General features: G+C 40.5%; 16 protein-coding genes. 2 read left to right on the top strand and 14 right to left on the bottom strand.

Annotated features, from left to right (window positions below; genetic code table 11):
- Together AC1PJP_RS08725 and pcaD are read left to right on the top strand one after the other, a co-directional pair.
- A partial coding sequence (locus tag AC1PJP_RS08725) for an acetyl-CoA C-acyltransferase (protein WP_479766821.1) occupies window positions 1–778 on the top strand: 778 nt, incomplete at its 5' end.
- A gap of 10 nt (window positions 779–788) precedes the next feature.
- A complete protein-coding gene (pcaD, locus tag AC1PJP_RS08730; protein ID WP_192835658.1) occupies window positions 789–1,568 on the top strand; it encodes a 3-oxoadipate enol-lactonase in 780 nt (259 codons plus the stop codon).
- 62 nt (window positions 1,569–1,630) lie between these two features.
- Here pcaD and AC1PJP_RS08735 read toward each other — a convergent pair whose 3' ends face one another.
- The 14 genes from AC1PJP_RS08735 to AC1PJP_RS08800 form a co-directional block, all read right to left on the bottom strand.
- Window positions 1,631–3,118 carry an NAD-dependent phenylacetaldehyde dehydrogenase gene (locus tag AC1PJP_RS08735; RefSeq protein WP_192835659.1) on the bottom strand — a complete coding sequence of 496 codons (1,488 nt, stop codon included), beginning with the start codon at window positions 3,116–3,118 and terminating at the stop codon, window positions 1,631–1,633.
- 44 nt (window positions 3,119–3,162) lie between these two features.
- Window positions 3,163–4,770 (bottom strand): GMC family oxidoreductase, encoded by a 1,608-nt coding sequence (locus tag AC1PJP_RS08740; protein ID WP_192835660.1) that lies wholly within the window; start codon window positions 4,768–4,770, stop codon window positions 3,163–3,165.
- Window positions 4,771–4,836: 66 nt separating this feature from the next.
- Window positions 4,837–6,054, bottom strand: coding sequence for a hypothetical protein (locus tag AC1PJP_RS08745; RefSeq protein ID WP_479766836.1), 1,218 nt, complete (start codon window positions 6,052–6,054; stop codon window positions 4,837–4,839).
- 144 nt (window positions 6,055–6,198) lie between these two features.
- Window positions 6,199–8,514 (bottom strand): primary-amine oxidase, encoded by a 2,316-nt coding sequence (gene tynA, locus AC1PJP_RS08750; protein WP_479766822.1) that lies wholly within the window; start codon window positions 8,512–8,514, stop codon window positions 6,199–6,201.
- A gap of 208 nt (window positions 8,515–8,722) precedes the next feature.
- The gene (gene feaR / locus AC1PJP_RS08755) at window positions 8,723–9,637 is read right to left on the bottom strand and encodes a transcriptional regulator FeaR (RefSeq protein ID WP_004708584.1); all 915 of its coding nucleotides are present in this window, start codon (window positions 9,635–9,637) and stop codon (window positions 8,723–8,725) included.
- A 198-nt stretch (window positions 9,638–9,835) separates the two neighbouring features.
- On the bottom strand, window positions 9,836–10,792 hold the full coding sequence (locus tag AC1PJP_RS08760) for a p-hydroxyphenylacetate 3-hydroxylase reductase component (protein WP_192835662.1): 957 nt from the start codon (window positions 10,790–10,792) through the stop codon (window positions 9,836–9,838).
- Window positions 10,793–10,837: 45 nt separating this feature from the next.
- The gene (locus tag AC1PJP_RS08765) at window positions 10,838–11,791 is read right to left on the bottom strand and encodes a PDR/VanB family oxidoreductase (RefSeq protein ID WP_151750320.1); all 954 of its coding nucleotides are present in this window, start codon (window positions 11,789–11,791) and stop codon (window positions 10,838–10,840) included.
- A 34-nt stretch (window positions 11,792–11,825) separates the two neighbouring features.
- Window positions 11,826–12,563, bottom strand: coding sequence for an SDR family NAD(P)-dependent oxidoreductase (locus AC1PJP_RS08770; RefSeq protein WP_049836819.1), 738 nt, complete (start codon window positions 12,561–12,563; stop codon window positions 11,826–11,828).
- Between the two features lie 10 nt (window positions 12,564–12,573).
- Window positions 12,574–13,059 (bottom strand): aromatic-ring-hydroxylating dioxygenase subunit beta, encoded by a 486-nt coding sequence (locus tag AC1PJP_RS08775; protein ID WP_009392089.1) that lies wholly within the window; start codon window positions 13,057–13,059, stop codon window positions 12,574–12,576.
- A 10-nt stretch (window positions 13,060–13,069) separates the two neighbouring features.
- A complete protein-coding gene (locus AC1PJP_RS08780) occupies window positions 13,070–14,347 on the bottom strand; it encodes an aromatic ring-hydroxylating oxygenase subunit alpha (RefSeq protein WP_192835663.1) in 1,278 nt (425 codons plus the stop codon).
- A 29-nt stretch (window positions 14,348–14,376) separates the two neighbouring features.
- Window positions 14,377–14,910, bottom strand: coding sequence for a nuclear transport factor 2 family protein (locus AC1PJP_RS08785; protein ID WP_192835664.1), 534 nt, complete (start codon window positions 14,908–14,910; stop codon window positions 14,377–14,379).
- A 4-nt stretch (window positions 14,911–14,914) separates the two neighbouring features.
- Window positions 14,915–15,274: a hypothetical protein gene (locus AC1PJP_RS08790; RefSeq protein WP_000387554.1), complete on the bottom strand. Its 360-nt coding sequence runs from the start codon at window positions 15,272–15,274 to the stop codon at window positions 14,915–14,917.
- A 28-nt stretch (window positions 15,275–15,302) separates the two neighbouring features.
- Complete coding sequence (locus AC1PJP_RS08795; RefSeq protein ID WP_079393539.1) at window positions 15,303–16,451, bottom strand: acyl-CoA dehydrogenase family protein; 1,149 nt, start codon at window positions 16,449–16,451, stop codon at window positions 15,303–15,305.
- Between the two features lie 36 nt (window positions 16,452–16,487).
- Entirely contained in the window at window positions 16,488–17,597 is a 1,110-nt protein-coding gene (locus tag AC1PJP_RS08800) for an amidase (protein ID WP_479766823.1), read from the bottom strand.
- Window positions 17,598–17,681: the final 84 nt, after the last annotated feature.

Genomic DNA, 17,681 nt, shown 5'->3' on the forward strand with positions numbered 1-17,681 from the left:
TTGGCGCTTCATTAACCCAAAACTTAAAGAATTGTATGGTGTAGACACCATGCCCCAGACTGCAGAAAACGTGGCTGAACAGTTCAACGTCAATCGTGCAGATCAGGACCAGTTTGCCTTGGTGAGCCAACAACGCACCGCAAGCGCGCAAGCCAAAGGCTTTTTTTCTAAAGAAATCGTGGCAGTTGAAATCCCTCAGCGTAAGGGTGATGCTGTTGTGATTGATACTGATGAACATCCACGTGCATCTACTACGCTTGAAGGTTTAAGCAAACTTAAACCTGTGGTTAAAGCAGATGGCACAGTTACTGCGGGGAATGCTTCAGGCATTAATGATGGTGCAGCCGCTCTGCTGATTGCATCTGACGAAGCAGTTCAAGCTTATAACCTAAAACCGCGTGCCAAGATCATTGCTTCAACAGCGGTGGGTGTAGAACCACGCATTATGGGTTTTGCTCCAGCGCCAGCGATTAAAAAACTACTTAAACAAGCCAACCTGACTTTAGATCAGATGGATGTGATTGAGTTGAATGAAGCTTTTGCTGCACAAGCTTTGGCAGTTACCCGTGATTTAGGCTTGCCAGATGATAGCAGCAAGGTAAATCCAAATGGTGGTGCAATTGCATTGGGCCATCCACTGGGTGCATCAGGTGCACGCCTCGTGACCACAGCCCTAAACCAGCTTGAGCAAACAGGTGGTCGTTATGCTTTGTGCTCAATGTGTATTGGTGTAGGTCAAGGTATCGCATTGATTATTGAACGTGTTGAAGCACTTTAAGGAGAAACAAATGCCATCTTTTCAATCTGCCGATGCACAAATTAACTATCAAACTTTTGGCGAGCCATCTTCCCCTGCTCTGGTGTTTTCCAATTCTTTGGGCACCAATTATGGCATGTGGCAAAAACAGTTTAATGAGTTAAAAGATCATTTTTTTGTGATCTGCTATGACACGCGTGGTCACGGTTCATCATCTACGCCTGACGGCCCATACACTATAGCGCAACTAAGTGAAGACGTTATCCGTTTACTTGACCATCTAAATATTAGCAAAGCTGCTTTTTGTGGTATTTCTATGGGCGGTTTAACTGGTCAATGGCTGGCAATTCACTACCCTGACCGTTTTAGTCATGTAGTTGTGGCAAATACTGCCGCTAAAATTGGACAAGAACAGGCATGGCTTGACCGTGCAAAATTAGTACGTGAGCAAGGTTTACAGCCAATCGCCGCTACAGCAGCTTCGCGATGGTTTACAGATCCCTTTATCCAAAGTCATCCTTCTATTGTCAACAACCTGTGTAACGACTTAAGTGCTGGCAGCGCAATGGGTTATGCCAATTGTTGTGAGGCTTTGGCTAAAGCGGATGTCCGTGAGCAGTTAAAAGACATTAAAATTTCTGTATTGGTGATTGCTGGAACTCAAGACCCTGTAACGACTGTTACAGATGGTGAATTTATGCAGCAACGCATTCCACAATCAAAACTTGTAGAAATAGATGCTTCTCATATTTCCAATGTAGAGCAACCCGAAGCTTTTAATAAAATCCTAAAGGATTTTTTATTAGGTTAATTTAATGATTCAAAAAAATGGCCTATAGGGGCCATTTTTATATCTGCATTTAGTTTTTAAAATTAATACCGAATCATGACCGATTTTAATTCGGTGTAATCTTCAATAAATGCATCAGAAAACTCTCTGCCAATTCCTGAAGCTTTTACCCCGCCAAATGGAACTGATGGGTCTAAGAACGTATGCATATTGACCCACAAGGTCCCTGCTTCAATCTTAGGAATTAAACGCAAAGCTTTAGATAAGTCATTTGTCCAGATACTTGCGGTTAAACCAAAGCGCGACTGATTCATCAGTTGAACGAGTTCTTCATCAGTTTCGAATGGCATTATCCCAACCACTGGACCAAAAGTTTCCTCTGAAAATAAAGGATCATCCTTATTTTTAAAGGAAATTAAAGTCGGCTGTACAAAATATCCTGTCTGATCTAGAGCCTCACCCCCTGCAATAATCTGGTTGTTGGCTTTAGCCATATCTAAATAATGTTTTACTTTAAGAAAATGTGGCTGATTAGAGAGCGGACCAAACATACTTCCTTCATCCATAGCCGATCCAATTTTGAACTGCGAGAGTGCTTTCGAGAGTTTCTCGACAAGTTCATCATATTTTGTATGATGTACAAAAAACCGCTCTGGCGATGCGCAAACTTGGCCTTGATGTACAAAAGTTGCTTGCAACAAAGTTGGTAAAATCTCATCAATATTTGCATCGGCCAAAACGGCTATTGCATTTTTACCGCCCAGCTCTAGACTTACCCGAGTTAAATCACTGCTTATCGCAAGTTTACCAATCGCAATACCTGTGGGCACTGAACCTGTAAAAGAGACTTTCTTAACCAGCGATGATTCAATTAAATATTGCCCTGTATCGCCCTTACCTGTCACTACATTAATTACACCAGCCGGAATACCTGCCTCAATGGCAAGTTCAGCTAAACGTAATAAAGATAAGCTGGCAAATTCACTTGGTTTAAGCACAATGGTACAACCAGTTGTTAAAGCTGAGCCAATTTTCCACACACCAATCATCAGTGAAAAATTCCAAGGCACAATCCCTGCAACCACACCTACTGGTTGCCTTAAAGTAAAGGCCGTATATTTCTCACCTTGCATAGAAGGAATAGACGGTTGCATGGTTTGACCATTAATCTTGGTTGCCCAACCAGCAAAATATCTTAAGAAAATAACGGATTGTGCAACTTCAAGATGACGGGAAATATTGATAAGTTTTCCAGTAGACAACGATTCGAGCTGTGCAAGTTCTTCACCATATTGCTCAATTAAATCGGCTAGCTTGTTCAGTTTAACGCCACGTTCATACGGCGTTGTTTCAGCCCAAGCATTTTGAAAAGCATGTTCAGCACTTTTCACTGCACTATCTACATCGTGTTGACTACCAATACTAATTTGAGCAACCACTTGTTCAGTCGATGGATTCACAATATTCACTTTATCTAAAAGCTCGGCAACAACTAACTTTCCATCAATAAAATGTCCATGTTGACGTGCCATAAATTGTTGTACGCTTTCTAAAATCTGAACTTCACTCATTTTCTTTTCCTCTTTTCATTTCTAAAATTTTGTTATGGCAGCAACTACGCGACCTGATTCAAAATAAAGTCGGCACCACGCTCACCAATCATGATGGCAATTGCATTGGTATTACCGCTTGGAACTTGTGGGCAAATAGAACAATCCACCACACGTAAGTTTTTGAAACCATGTACTTTAAGCGTCTGATCTGTGACCGAATCTTGTAGAGCATTACCCATTTTGCAGCTACCTGCGGGGTGATAGACCGTTTTAATGTTCTGACGCATCCATTTATCAATCGCTTCAATATCATCAGGATCGACATTTGCAGGCTCAATCACTTCTTTGACAATCGCTTTCAATGCTGGTTGTTGTAATAGGCGAAGTCCGGCCTGTACCGCACGGATATTTGCATCAATATCTTCTTGATGTCCTAGATAATTAGGGTCAATGACAGGCAAATCTTTTGGATCTTTACTGCTTAAACGTAAAGTCCCACGTGCTTTTGGCTGTACATGTCCGACTTTAATGGTAAGGCCATGTGCCTGTGCCACTGCTTTTTCACCAGGAGTATTATCGAAATTATCTAGCACAGGTAAAAAATGAAATTGGACATCAGGTCGACCATTGTTATTGGTGTCAATAAAACCACCACCCTCTAAAATATTGGTGGTTAACAATCCTGAACGTGTAAAACACCACTGTAAAAAGTGTCGTACTGCGGCTAAACCTTGGTCTTCACCGAGCAGACTATTATTGGTTGTTACTGTCGCATTAACCGACATATGCAAATGGTCGTGAAAATTTTCACCTACAGGTAAGTCACGAATGCATTCTATTCCGAGTTCATCTAAATGCTGTTTTGGACCAATTCCCGAAAGTAATAAAACCTTAGGACTGCCAATTGCACCAGCACTCAGAATGACTTCTTTTTGAGCCTGTACCGTAATTGGTGATTTTCCGCCAACACTATAAGTCACCCCAGTAACCTGATCACCTTGAGTTTCAATTTTATGTACCAAGGCATCCGTAATAACCGTAAGGTCTGGGTGGTTTTCGACTGACTTTAAATAAGTTTTTGAGGTACTCGCCCGAGAACCGTTTTGAGTAGTAGTTTGATAAAACCCTACACCCGCCTGATCCCAACCATTAATATCATTGACGTAATTCATCTCCATTTGTTGACCTGCTTTAATACAAGCAAGCGTTAAAGGATGGCGATAACGGTTTTCACTGACAGGTAAAATGCCATTTTGTCCATGATATTCATCAGCAAGACTTTCATTTTTTTCTGCTTTCTTAAAAAAAGGCAGCACATGTTGATAAGACCACTGATTGCATCCCCATTCCGAGGCCCATAAATCATAATCCTGTCGTTGGCCTCGGCAATAGATCATGCCATTAACCGAGCTTCCACCTCCCAACACTTTTCCTTGTGCAAGGATCATTTCACGATGATTACAATATTTCTGCGGAACAGTCATGTATTGCCATGATTTTTGCTGGAATACTTTAACTACTGTTGCAGGTATAGTATGAAACATACTGCTATCTCGGCTTCCTGCCTCTAGAACAAGAACACGCCCTGCCTTGGCTTCTAATAGTCGTGCTGCGACTACACAGCCTGCTGAGCCAGCACCAATCACGATATAGTCATATTGTTGATTCATCTGATTTCATCCTAATTTTATTTCTATGAATGCACCGCCAATAAATACGGTCTCCTTCGCTCTAATTTAATAGATGTATTGCAAAATTAACTGCGCATAGACATTGGTTTTGTCATCGTAGTTTTGAGTACCACCGCTATAGATATCGTGTTTTGGTTTATAGAGTCCCACTAAAGGAATAACATTGAATTTTTTATTAACCGACCAGACTGAAAACACATCCAGCTCATGACCATCCACATTGGCTAAAGACTTATTTAGTGTTTTAAACTTATAAGCCAAAGCACCCAACATAAAATTTTCTTTCAAGTTCATCATGTAAGAAACTTGATGAATATCTGCATTTTTATTAAATGGACCCGCATAGTTTCCGGCAACTTCACCCTGAAACCATGTGCCAAAGCCGACTGTATTCCCATAAAACATAGTGTCGTATTGGTCTGAAAAATGACTAAAGCGGTAGCCTAATGAAGGCGTATATTTTGAAGATAAAAAGTTATAGTTCAGCGCTAAGTAGCCAGCATTTTCGTGGCTATCTTTTTTATCTTGAACTACAAACTCAGTTTTAACCTGTAGTTCTGGTAAAGGTTGATAATTCAAACGTAAAGCATAATTTTTAAGGTCTTGTCGTCCTGAAACATGTTCAGCATCTTTAAGATCTAATACATTTAAATAGGTAAACCCAACGCCCTTATCTTTAAGCTGATACATCAGATCAGTCACAAAGAGTTCTGGGGAAAATTGTGCTTTATTGTCGGACTTTAAATAAGCCAGCTTTAGCGTTGTATTTTCCTGCGGTTTGTATTGAAGCAAACTTGTAAAATCAAAGCTTCGACGAGCTGCCAGATAATATGCCCCGCCCCGATCTAGTATGCCCTCCGCAGGTGCTTTACCGAGATTTAATGCATCACCCGCAATGAAGAACCCATCACCAATCATGATATTTTGTCGACCAATACTTAAATCATAGGTCGTTAATTCATCTTTATTGGTGCCATCTTTAAAACCAATAATCCATTCATTCACATCTGTTTTACGTTCTTTGCCATTACTATTTTGGCCGGCGTCACCATCACCAAATGTTGCCGAGCTAATACCGCTCAAGCTTGCATAGAGCTGATTGTTTTTAAAGGTATAGTTTCCCTTCGCACCATATTTAAGATGACCTTCTTGCCAATTGACTCTTTCATCATCTAGGTTTTCGCCGTTATAGCTTTTGCCGCTACTAAAAGCCCCAAAAGTTGCTTCAAAAGTTGGCTTAATTTCAAGCTCACCAGCATGCACAGTTGAAAAAAATGAGACAAAGAGAGTCCCTCTCACAACCTGAGAAAATAAATTTTTCATTGAGAAATTCCTTTTTTGCGAACGGCCTAACCGTGCTCAAGTGTGGGTAACTGATTCGTTACCCACTCTAGATCATGCACCCGTTTAGTGATGGTCGTGCTGTGTGTTTTGCTCGTCTTCACCCAAGTTTAAAGTCGGGGTACTGTCAAAGAAGTTCCAAGGTTTGATGAGTGTATTTACCCATTCTGTTGGCATGATTGGCCACTCTTCAGCACGTGCCACATGGGTTGTTCCTGTTGTCATCCACACCACAAGGTCTTTATTTTCAATATTCTCATTGTTGCCAATGAATTGTCCTAATCCTGTGTCATGAGTTGAACGGTTTGAATATTTCCCTTCAGGGTAGCGTTCGTCTGGATTGTACTGAGTCACCCAAATTTGCTTATCCATAAAGTTCAAACGTTTAAATAACCATTCATCTTTAGAGAAATTGGCTCCTTTGGCCACAGGGTGTGTTCCACCTGCAAACGGAATGAGTTGGTAAGAAACCGGATTGCCTAATTTATTTTCCTTGTTGAAATTCGTGAGTAAGCGAATAGTGGATGGATCAAATTTTTCAGCCGCATTTTGCTCATTACTAATCACTTTACTATCAATTTGCATTGAGCTTGTACGAACACCACCTTTGTCATTGGCTTTCACCACAGGGTCCATATGCATAAAGCTGTTATTTTCCCCATCAACATCCATATCTAAGCGGAAGTTATAGATGTGCTGATGCGTTGTACCTACAATATTATGGTCAATTAAAGTTCCATATTTGGTGTCTTCTTTAGCGGTACTGTCATGCATAGTGCGTGATTTAACACCTTTAACAGCTTCAATCCCCGTTGCACCCGCATTAATCCCAATTACACCATTTTGGGCAAATACCCAGTCAAACATGTAATCATAGTTTCCAACTGTACTAATCCAGCGCACCACCAGTTCACGGCGGGCCTCACTCGCATCTTGGTTACCAAAAATTTCGTGATGTTTATATTCAGGTCCGGCATATCGCTCAAAAATGGCAATTGCATTTGGAATTACTTGTGGCTGGCCTTTATAGTCTGCGATCACAGCATCAAGTAAAACAGCGTTGTCGGGTGCATCTGTTCCAGGAAGAATAGATGAGGTCAGCGTACCCATACCATATTCGCCAGAGTCCAAATAAGATTTGAAGTACCATCCAATATCAGGGTCACCATATGGAACCACCATTCCACCCAAGTTCCCTTCATACATGACTTTACGCTTAACGCCTTTGTCTTTATAAGTCACAGTTGAAAGTTGTAAGCCAACACGAGAGTCTAAGGCCACATGCAAACACCAGTTCCCCCAATGTATGGTTTGACCTGTAATGCTAAAGTTTTTGCCCTCAGGTTCAGAAATATTGAGTGGTTTTAGCTTACTTGCTACTGGCTTATTCGACATATAAGGTCGATTTGCCATCGGCACAGGAATAATCGCACCTTCTTCAATCTTGATAATTTTTTCTTTATCTAAATCGACTACAGCAACTAAATTTTCAATTGGATGCGCCCAATAATTACCATCGCCTACATCGAGGTAAGCGACGACTTTTAATATATTGAGTTGTTTATCAAGCCCATCTTTACCGCCAAAATATCCAACAGTTAGTGGAGTAGCAATCACTTTCTTCACATCGGAAATGCCGCGTTTGCGTAACGCGTCTTGATATTCTTTACTTGTCTCAATTACGCGCTGTACAGCTTCAAAATTATCAAGCAATACCATACCGTGAGTATCTTTAAGTACATTCCATTTTGTGACTTGTTGAGTATTAAGATTAACTTCACCTTCAATCGCTTGACTCCCCTTTAACAAAATAAATGAGGCAATACGATCTTCTTTAAATTCTTTGTGATTAATAAAGTAATCCCAGACTTTGGCTTTTTCTGGTTCTTTAAGCTTTAACTCGGCAAAACGCATATTTTTATAGGCGTATTTCGAGCGATTAATCACATCAAATGTCTTTTTAATTTCGTCAGAATTTAAGCTATTGAGCGGGTGAAACGTATTTTCAATTTTAAAAGTTTGATCTAAACCAGACTGGAATACTTCATTAAAAAAGTCTTTTCCAATAACAGGCTTATAATCTTTGATTAGTAAAGGGACACTGAGCTTGAAAGGTTTGCCGTTCACCAAAACCTGATCTGAATTGGGTTTAGCTCGAACCACCATAGAGCCTTTGGTGATCATATAAGTATTGGTAAAATCGTCTTTGACAACTTTAGCGCCTTGCTCACTCATGTTTTGATAAAGTGAGACCATTTCGGCCTTGCCACCATGCGCAAACGCTTGAGTATTGAGTCCCCAAAAGCTTGCAGCGATTGATAAGTTAAGTGCCAGTATTTTTTGTATGTCATTCAATAATCGTTGTTTACGCATTGGGTTCATCCTTTTCATCTATCCCTGAACTATCTGAATCAGACAGTTAAAATGCACTTCCTGTGAGTGAAATTCATTAGACCAACTTAATAGTTTTATAGTTATTAAGCTTATCTAACCTGCTCTAATGAATTTAATTTCAACACAGTTACATAGGGCTAGCTTGTTCAAGAATGACGTCGAACTTGTCTAAAAATGACATTGAGAGATGAAAGAATTAAACCGACATACCCTCTCTAAATTCTTTAGGAGAAATACCATAAGTCTTTTTAAAGATTTTTGAGAAATGAGCACCGTCCCAAAAACCCCATTTCAAGGCAACTTGGGTAATTGAGCTTTGTTTATTTCTTTTATCAAGCAAATCTGCTTTGACTTTTTCTAGGCGTTTGAGCTGTATATATTTGTTAATAGATAAATTTTCTTGAAGAAATAGACGGTAGAGATGACGCAGCGATACCCCAATATGCTCTGCAATTAATTTAGGGGTTAAATCTGGTTTTGCTAAGTTTTCTATAATATAACGCTCAGCTTTTTCCATAAGATTATTTGAGCTATTAATATTTTTATAATTAATTGTGGGTTTGATTAAAGCAATTAACGCATCTTCAAAAGCATTACCATCTTCGGTTGCGTACCAAAGTTTAATGTTTTCAGCAGACATATTTTTCAAAATATTCTTGAGCAAAAAACCACTCATATTTTGAGTAATCAGTTTTCCAAAATATTCGGTACTAATATTTTCTTTAAGTAATTTTTCACGCGACAGATGGACTGAAATCTGACTTACCAAACCTTGCGGATACATCGAAATTGTTTCGACCGGGTCGACCAACACAATATCGCCTTCATTTAGGCTTAAGGTTTCATTTTTATATTCGAGTAGCATTTTCCCCGAATACTGCAAAATCAAAAAACAAAAACGATTATTCACTCGATCAATTTCATCGGCTTTCCGGACAATTTTATTGGCATTGTTTTTGATAAAAGCAATTTCGGTATCGCCCAATAAAAAGCACTGAACTTCACCAATGAATAAATTACGGGTTCCGTCAAAATCGGTTTCAAAATTGCCGCACACACTTTTAATATGGTGCGTCCATGTGAGTAATGCATCGCTTACATATTGGTTCATCCCTTACCTCTCTATACATGTGCCACCGCTCAAAATTTTGCGTTTGTGGTGGTGCACTGTCTTGGCTTATTTACAATCTTGTTTTATTGAGAAACAAATTGTGTGCCAAAAATTCCTTATCCTTGGAATTGTTTTGATGATAGTCAGCTAGATGTAAAGAAGCTGATAAATCAATTCAATTTATCAGCTTAATGAGGCTTATGCTACTCCTGCAAAGTCTCGCAGCATGGTAATAAAAATATCCTTTTGTTCCTCAGAATATTTTTTAAACACTTCATTTTGGTGGCTATCGGCAATATCAAATAAATACTGCGCCGTTTGTTTACCTTTCTCGGTCAATCCGTATAAATTATCGTGATCGACCAGCAACCCTTCAAATTTTAAAATTTCAGCCGACCTTTCAACTTCTTGCATTGGCATGGCAATATCGCGCGGTAAATCCTCTTTACTTGAGGCAGTACCGCTGGCTAAAACGAGCAAAAGACGTGATTCACTGGTACGGAAACCCGAAGCCATTTGTTTAGGGATATAGTCGGTTTGATAAGCTTTAAAAGCACGACTCATCAAATAGCAAACATTATTATATAAGTGCCCATAATGTGTTTGGTCTATGCCATTCTCTTCAGTTTGCTTAACTTGAAGACTTGGATGCGGCATTACACAAGAATATGCGCCTTGGTGGTAGACCAGCGGGCTTCGACCTTGGTCATGGAAACGAACCACTTTACCAACAATAATCCAGTGGTCACCACCTTCTATCACTTGATAACGTTCGCACTCAAACACTGCAGAACAATTTTCTAAAATAGGTGCGCGTCCTGCACCAAGTTGAAAATTGGTGTCGGCAAATTTATCAATATTGCGTCTCGAAAACTTATTAGACAGCTCAATTTGGGTACCCGATAAAATATTGACTGCAAAATGTGTCGCCTCTTCAAACACTGAAAAACTTGAAGACTTTTTATCAATACTCCACAAAATAAGTGGTGGGTCGAGTGACACCGAGTTAAAACTATTTGCGGTTACACCGACTTTCTCACCTTGTGCATTTTGTGCGGTAACAATGGTAACGCCTGTTGCAAAATTTCCTAATGCTCGTCGGAACTGTAATGGATCGACCGTAAACTCATCTATTTGTTGTAATACATTCATCATCTTTCTCCTAAACCTTTTCTTACATCCATATAAATCGCGAGAGCATTAGATATCTAAAACTAATCTCGGTGTTTTAGAGCGCGAACAGCACACCAATATTTGTTCATTGCTGGCTTTTTCTTCATCAGTAAAATAAACATCTCGATGGTCAGGTTCGCCTTCAATTACATCGCACATACAGGTTCCGCATACGCCTTGCTCGCAAGACATTTCAATGTCGATGCCTTCTTTAGCCAAAGCCTGCAAAATTGTTTCGCCAGCTTCAACCATAATGATTTTTCCGCTACGCTCAGCCACCACCTCAAATGAATCTCCAGAAGTATCAGTTTCAACTTGGAAATATTCTTTGTGGATTTGCTGCTCAGGAAAATCGTGAGTCGTGGCAAGGTTAATCACCCAGTCCATGAAACCGACTGGACCACAGGTGTAAATATGGCTTTCCGAGTCAATATCTTTAATGGCAGATTCAAAAAATGCTCGGTGGCTTGCACCTTCGGATTTAAAATGGAAATTCGTGTATTTTGCTAACTCACCATTTTTAATTTCATCAACAAAAGCGCAGTTTTCAGGGCTAGCGCCACAGTAGTGAAGCTCAAATGATTCGCCTTCGTGTGCAAGTTGATATGCCATCGTGATTAACGGCGTAATTCCAATTCCACCGCCAATCAATACGCTGTGTTTGGCTTTTAAAAGTGGAAATAAATTTTTTGGCTCGCTCACCTGAATTTGCATGCCATCTTTAATTTCATCAAAAGCCGAGACTGAACCACCACGTGATTCAGGGTCACGTAAAATACCAAGGCGGAACTTACCTTCGTCATTTGGATTTTGGCAAAGTGAATACTGGCGAACCATGCCATTCGGTAAGTGCACATCAATATGCGCACCCGCTTCAACTTTTGGCAAGGTTGTAGAAGTTGCAGATTCAAATTCCATGACTGCAATATTTCCACCTTCCACATGGCGATTTTTAACGACAACATCATAAAGTGTAGTCATGATTTAACTCCCTTTTCATGGTTAAGCGATTGGCTTAACGCATGAATAAACCACCGTTAATATCCCATGTTGCACCAGTCACAAACCCCGCATTTGGACTCGCAAGCAACCCACAAGTTTCAGCAATAAAATGCATACTTCCTAAGGCTTTAACCGGAATATTCTGGATGAACTGTTCCATTTTCTCGTCAGACACCACGCTATGAACGATTGGTGATTCCATTGGACCCGGTGCAACCGCATTGACCGTCACCCCTTTTGCCGCAAACTCTTTGGCAAAAATTTTGGTTAACGTCACAATCGCACCTTTGGTTGCCGCATAGTGTGCACCCGTTGCAGTACCGCCATTTTGTCCCGCTAACGAGGCCATATTAATGATGCGTCCATAGCCTTTTTTAGCCATATATTGACCAATAATTTGACAAGCTTGAAAAGTGCCGCGTTGGTTAACTTGGGTCACCCAATCAAAATCGGCTGCAGTAATTTCTAATACGGGCGTTGCTTTGGTAACGGTGGCATTGTTAATTAACACATCAAGTTTAGAAAATTTCTCTTCAATCCATTGCACTGCTGCATGAAAATCTGCCTCGACTGAAATATCTAATTTCAAGGGAAACATATTTTGTGCATACTGACTTTGTGCCTTAGCGTTTTCGGCTTTTTCAAGTGTACTGGCTGACAAAATCACTTGATGGCCTTGGCTCGCAAAATATTCAGCAATCACATTACCGAGTCCAGAAGCAGCACCTGTCACTAAAACAACTTGTTTCATGTTACCGCTCCTAAAGAATGTAGCTAATACCAGCTAAGGTATCGGTTGAATTAACCAAGTTAATGATTTTACGGTTAATCTTAAAGCCTGTAGCCGCATCACGAGTCAAATGGTAAGTAATATCAGCTGTGTAATGCTTGAGGTTTTCTTTACGAAATTCACGTAAATTTTGAGCACAACGCAAAACGATTTCATCATCCTGATCTTGAATCACTCGTACACGAGAAACACTACGCACAGTATTGGCTTTAGGTGCTGTAGAAATCGCTTCACCATTTTCCAGACGCTCTACACGCAAAGTGCGCATATGATTATCGTCATAGGCATAATTTAAGTTGTTTTCGTAGTCAGTGAGGTTTGGGTCAATCGGAATGATATAAACACCCTTTTCATTCCATAAATTGAGCCATTCACGGTATTCACTATGGTCTAACATATCTGCTTCAGCCCAGATGAAAGCAGTGACTTCATTTAATAATTGCAGATTCATATTCATTGCTCTCTCCTTAAGCCGTCATCATCTTTTTCCACTGCTGATATGCTGCACGCATACCAGTTTCAGCACTGACATCACTTTTTAAGCCATCTTCGGTTTTGACTTCGCCTGGTAAACCACGGTTCAGCATGATCCATAAATCATTACCCGCATTGGCACCATGTTGTACGCGTTCCCAAGCTTCCGAGTCATCTGGCGTACCAAAACCAAATGGACCTTGGAAATGTTCATGCAAACGTAAGCGGTATTGGTTGGCAATTTGTGGACCGCCGTCCATCGTAATCACCGAGTGATGAATTTCTGTTTCAGCAACTGAAATTGGCTGTAACACACGGAAGAACGCCATTGAACATGCAATATTCGGGAATAAATTTAAGTTAAAGCCAGAACCACCAACGGCACGAACAATACGGCGTACTTCTAATTCTTCATGACCTTCGTCGCGCAAAGCTTGAGCCAAGTCTTCAAAACGTTCTTGTATTGGACGCTCCATTAAGTCTTCGTCTAAATCAACCAGTTCAGGAATCATCACCATGACACTGTGACCATTACCTAAGTCTTCAACAAAGCCCGGTTGGTTCTCGAAGTTAAAGAGTTCTTCGGTTTTTTCATCGACAGAACTTAAGAATGACTTGTGTACTAACGGGAAGTGATATGCATCAGTGGTATTTTCAAGCTGAATTTTCCAGTTACCTGGGAAACGGAAACGGTGTTCACCCAACACTTTAATTGGATAACCCGCTCCTTGTTTCATAAATAGGTCAATCCATTTTTTCGCAGGCCCAAGGAACTCTTCAAGCGGTTGAATGTCTTCTTTAAATGAAGCGAAGATCATGCCGTTATATTCTTCTACCCGTAGACTCACCAACGGTAATTCAGACTTATCTAAACAATCGCCGTAACTTTCTGGAGATGGCACACCGCGTAAACTGCCATCAAGTGCATAACTCCAACCGTGGTACGGACATACAAAACTATTGGTTTTTCCTTTTTTATGTTCGCATACGGTTGCGGCACGGTGACGGCAACGGTTTAAAAGTACATGGACTTTCTTTTTACGGTCACGCACCACAACCACAGGTTGCTTACCGATATTAATGGTTTTATAGCTTCCGCCTTCTGGAATTTCACTGGCATGCGCAACCCACACCCAAGTGCTATAAAAGATTTTTTCCATCTCTTCATCAAAAATGCGTTCATCTTTATAAAGAGAAGTATGGGCACGGTCACTTTGAACCAAAGCCTCGTAATCAGTGCCAATGTTATGCGTTGGGATAATACTGTTCATATCAATAGTCCTTTTAAATATGTCCTGGGTCATTCCTGGGAAGGTATCGGCAATTCGGCTTCACTGTGCCAATGCGATACGGGACGACTGAAAATATTCTGTGTTTGGAAATGTTTAATTTTCCATGTTCCATCTGCTTGCTTTTGAAACTTCACATTGAGCTTTGCTGCATTCAGATGACTACGGCCATCTTTAAACGTTGAAGTTTGCAACATAAGCCATGAAGCTTTCGCATCATTTTGATTTACATAAATTTGTTCTGAATTTACAAAGTGCGCATTCATGACAAAGTGAGACTCTTTTTGGGTGTAACTTTTAAACATGTCGTAAATCGACTGCCAAGAATCATAACGGCCAAAGGATTTGGTATACTTCTCACCAATACCTTCCCAAATGCAGTCTTGATCAAAAAGATTCATTAACTCATCAAGATCTGTATTTGCATTGAGCTCATCACAGATTTCCATATAACGGTTCAGGCAGTTGCGAATGGCGTTGTGCGCTTCTAACTGTTCTAGTCGCTTCATGATTTCTGCAATATTCACTTTGTCAGTCATTGTCATTGCCTTAACGTTGAATAATCAATTCACGCCCAACACGAGCTTCAACTTTGCAATATTTCCAAAGTTTGTATGGACCTTCGCCAACCACTGTAGTTCTAAACAAATTACAAGCCGCATGTACTGTTTCAATATCTGGAACATCTGCAAGCAAGTACGTTGTCCAAGGCCAACCTGCACTTGGGCCAACCATGCTTTGGTCATCATCAAGATTTCCAAAAACATGCACGCCCGGTAAGTCATGAATACCATTCCACATTTCACCAAACGCTGCCCAAACTGCTTTTGCTTCAGCAGGTTCTGCATCAAAAAAGTTTTGGTTAATACCCATGCAGAACAAAACGCGTAATGATTTTTTAGCTTCCATCTCAATATCCTTTTTAAAAAATTAAAATTTATAAATAACCTGGGGTTGGTTTTAACCCGAAACTGATTGAGCCTGCATTTTGTAAAGTCGCATCGCCCATAAAGGCATGCTGAGTCACCACGTTGGTGTCATTCACAAAACGGCTAAATGGATTGTTGGTATAAATTGCTGTCATACCCGCGAGCATTTGCATTTTTCGGGTGACTTTGGCGCAAACTCGCGCTGCATGAGTACATGCCAGACGCATATCACTAATTTGTTCAGCTGTTGCTTCACGACCAGCAATAATTTCATTCCAAACAATATCCATAGTTTGATAAAACCAAGATTTTGCAGCCTGAAACTCTGCATCAGCTTGAGCAAACTCATATTGAGTCACTGGGCGGTTTGCAATTTCTGACCCGCCCGTAATAGATGCTTTACCCGGTGCTAATTTTTCAAATTCTTCTAATGCAGCAGCTGCAACGCCAATACCCACAACGGTTAATACTTGAGTCGCTAAAGACAGTGACGGATATTTAAAAAATGGTTCGCTTAATTTTGAAGGTTCACCACGGACAAAAGTCCATTTCTTTTCGACCAATACATCTTCGACGACTAAGTCATGGCTTCCCGTGCCTTTTAGGCCAACGGTATCCCAAGTCATTTCAATTTTGGCTTTTTTGGCAGGCATCACTGCCATGCGTGGTAAGCCCTGCATTTCATTATTTTTAAGTGGTGAAATTCCTACCCCAACAATGTCAGCTCCCATACACCCACTTGAGAATTTCCAACGTCCACGAACTACAACACCTTCATCGGTAATTTCAGCAGGTTGTGGTGGAAAAATACCTCCGGCAAACACCACATCAGGGCCATTTTGGTACAACTCTTTAAGTGTATCTTCAGGCAAGCTTCCCAAATACGCAGGGCTCATACCGAAACTTGCTACCCAACCGACTGAACCATCAGCTTTAGATAATGTTTCAATCAATTCACAAAACTGTCGTGGCGAACATTCGTCACCGCCAAAACGTTTCGGAACCAATGCACGGTAAACACCGATTTGCTTAAGCTTTTCGATAACGTCTTGGCTCACATAAGCCTGATTATCAAATTCACCTGTACAGGCGCGCTCACGAATTTCTTGGCACAAAGCATCTAAGTCAACTGCTTTGTCCTGAGAAGCAAACTCCATTTTAGACAACTTATTCATCATCTAACTCCTTGTAATTTATTGCATTGCATCAACACAAAATTTAGCTATTGCGCATAATTGCTCATCTTTTTGATGCTTCGATACGATCTGTAAGCCCACAGGTAAACCTTCACTGGTTTCAAGTGGCACTGAAATAACGGGATGACCTGATAAATTAAATGGTCGAACTAAACTGGTAAGATTCAAAAAAGCGACCGTGTTTTCAGCTTCAGAAACTTTTGGTGGAATTTGCGGAAGCGTCGGTAGAACCAATGCATCATATTTTTCTAATAAAGCATCGAGTTCTTGGGTGAGCTGCGCTTTCACCGCTTCCGCTTGTTTCACTTGCTCTAAAGTGGTGTGTGCCGCTTTTAATAAACGACCATTTACATCAGAACCAATTAAGCCGGTTTCAGTTAACTCACCAAAAGCTTGCCAATTTTCATAATTAATAATCTGCATGCCTGCATCATAAGCAGCTTCAAAATGTTCAACTTTTTCTAAAACGGTCTGTAAATTGGCTTTTTGAAGTGCTTGATGGATACAGTTCCAAACAACCTGATCTGCGCTTACATCCAGAACTACAAGTTTTGGTGCGCTAGTAAATTCAGTAGGTTTGAAAGTTGGGTCAATAATTTGCATAGCCTTTTCAATCATCTCGACTGAATTTGCAAAAGGACCAACGCAATCTAAAGAACTTGACGGCGGATATACGCCTTTTCTGCTGACACGACCGAAAGTTGGCTTTAAACCAAAAACTCCGCAGCACGCAGCCGGCATACGGATAGAGCCGCCCGTGTCGGTACCTAAAGTAAAATCAGCTTGTTTAGCAGCAACTGCCGCAGCCGAACCACTCGAAGAGCCACCTGGAATAAGTTCAGGATATTTAGGGTTGATGGGTGTACCAAAAGCATGGTTAATGCCAGTAATACCGAAAGCCAATTCGTGCAAATTTGTTTTGGCAAGAATTTCACAGTCAGCTTTTAAAATGTTTTTAACCACCTCAGCATCATCTTGAGCAGGTTCAACATTTAATAAAGCTCGACTACCAGCGATGGTTTTTAGACCTTGAATATCAATTGTGTCCTTGACCATCACCTTGAGCTTGCCACTTCCTTTGTGCACGCTTTGGCTAACAATATTCATTCACTTTTCCATGTATTTTTATTTATTAATTGAAATATCGGAAAATTTAATGGAATTGTCAAGTATTTTTTATAATTTGTTCTC

The sequence above is a fragment of the Acinetobacter sp. V116_7 genome, from assembly GCF_056735735.1.

What these genes read in the sequence shown, in the direction of transcription:
- AC1PJP_RS08770 (WP_049836819.1), bottom strand. Translation starts at nt 12,563, where the DNA reads ATGAAACAAGTTGTTTTAGTGACAGGTGCTGCTTCTGGACTCGGTAAT.
- AC1PJP_RS08780 (WP_192835663.1), bottom strand. Translation starts at nt 14,347, where the DNA reads ATGAACAGTATTATCCCAACGCATAACATTGGCACTGATTACGAGGCT.
- AC1PJP_RS08785 (WP_192835664.1), bottom strand. Translation starts at nt 14,910, where the DNA reads ATGACAATGACTGACAAAGTGAATATTGCAGAAATCATGAAGCGACTA.
- AC1PJP_RS08800 (WP_479766823.1), bottom strand. Translation starts at nt 17,597, where the DNA reads ATGAATATTGTTAGCCAAAGCGTGCACAAAGGAAGTGGCAAGCTCAAG.
- AC1PJP_RS08760 (WP_192835662.1), bottom strand. Translation starts at nt 10,792, where the DNA reads ATGATGAATGTATTACAACAAATAGATGAGTTTACGGTCGATCCATTA.
- tynA (WP_479766822.1), bottom strand. Translation starts at nt 8,514, where the DNA reads ATGAACCCAATGCGTAAACAACGATTATTGAATGACATACAAAAAATA.
- AC1PJP_RS08735 (WP_192835659.1), bottom strand. Translation starts at nt 3,118, where the DNA reads ATGAGTGAAGTTCAGATTTTAGAAAGCGTACAACAATTTATGGCACGT.
- AC1PJP_RS08795 (WP_079393539.1), bottom strand. Translation starts at nt 16,451, where the DNA reads ATGGAGTTTGCTTCTCAGGACAAAGCAGTTGACTTAGATGCTTTGTGC.
- AC1PJP_RS08765 (WP_151750320.1), bottom strand. Translation starts at nt 11,791, where the DNA reads ATGACTACACTTTATGATGTTGTCGTTAAAAATCGCCATGTGGAAGGT.
- AC1PJP_RS08740 (WP_192835660.1), bottom strand. Translation starts at nt 4,770, where the DNA reads ATGAATCAACAATATGACTATATCGTGATTGGTGCTGGCTCAGCAGGC.
- pcaD (WP_192835658.1), top strand. Translation starts at nt 789, where the DNA reads ATGCCATCTTTTCAATCTGCCGATGCACAAATTAACTATCAAACTTTT.
- feaR (WP_004708584.1), bottom strand. Translation starts at nt 9,637, where the DNA reads ATGAACCAATATGTAAGCGATGCATTACTCACATGGACGCACCATATT.
- AC1PJP_RS08790 (WP_000387554.1), bottom strand. Translation starts at nt 15,274, where the DNA reads ATGGAAGCTAAAAAATCATTACGCGTTTTGTTCTGCATGGGTATTAAC.
- AC1PJP_RS08775 (WP_009392089.1), bottom strand. Translation starts at nt 13,059, where the DNA reads ATGAATATGAATCTGCAATTATTAAATGAAGTCACTGCTTTCATCTGG.